The organism is Pseudomonas sp. B13(2017), assembly GCF_002113245.1.
Classification (GTDB): Bacteria; Pseudomonadota; Gammaproteobacteria; order Pseudomonadales; family Pseudomonadaceae; genus Aquipseudomonas; species Aquipseudomonas putida_Z.
Map to the genome: position 1 here is coordinate 1 of NZ_NEJX01000055.1, position 743 is coordinate 743.

A 743-nucleotide genomic window follows, 5' to 3' on the forward strand; every position below is an offset into this window, starting at 1 on the left:
AGCGTCAGCGCCAGCAGGCCATTGGGCAGTTGTTCCTGCTGGATGACATTGCGCACATGCGTGCGGGTTTCATGCCAGCGGCCCAGGCGGCTGTAAAAGCCATGAGCGCTGGTAAACCTGGCAGAAGAAAAGGTCGAGAACTCCAGCACTTGTTCCAGGCCGAAGCGGAAGCTGTCGGTCATGGCGATGCCGAGGCTGGCAGGGTCGTTGCGTGCGGTGTTCAGGTCCACCTCGACGAAGCGGGCGAGGGTGCCCGGGTCACTGTCGGCGATGCCTTGTCGATAGCGGTCGAGTACCGCACGGGGCCAGGGGTCGTTGGCGAAGGCGATCCAGGCCTTGCGGTAGAGCAGGGTATCGATGTTGATGAACGAGGCGATCACATCGTGGCCTTCGGTGGCGCATACCTTGGGTAACGACCTGGGTGGCCCCAAGGGCATCTGCGATACCGGAAAGCGCTGCAAGGTACCTTCCGCCGCTACCTCGTAGGCCTGCCAGATTTCCTGGTCGAGCAGTACGTAGACATAACCCTGGCGCAGAAGGCGCAACTGGTCGGTGTGCATCGGGTGGAAGATGATTTCGCTATCGTCTGCCAGGCGATAGGGGCGCCCTGTATCCGGGCGCGGGGCGTAGGCCTCGCGCAGCAGCAGAATCGGCAGGCCGGAGCGTTCGCAGGCATTACAGGTGCCGTAGGTGTTGGGGATCTCTTCCTGCATGGCGATGTGGATGGCTTTGCTGATGCTCAT

1 protein-coding gene is annotated in these 743 nt (G+C 61.9%); it reads right to left on the minus strand.

Annotation, left to right across the window (positions count from 1 at the left end; translation table 11 throughout):
- Positions 1-743, minus strand: a 743-nt coding sequence (locus CAG44_RS27355; protein ID WP_305880079.1) for a T6SS effector BTH_I2691 family protein, incomplete at both ends; no start/stop codon positions are given.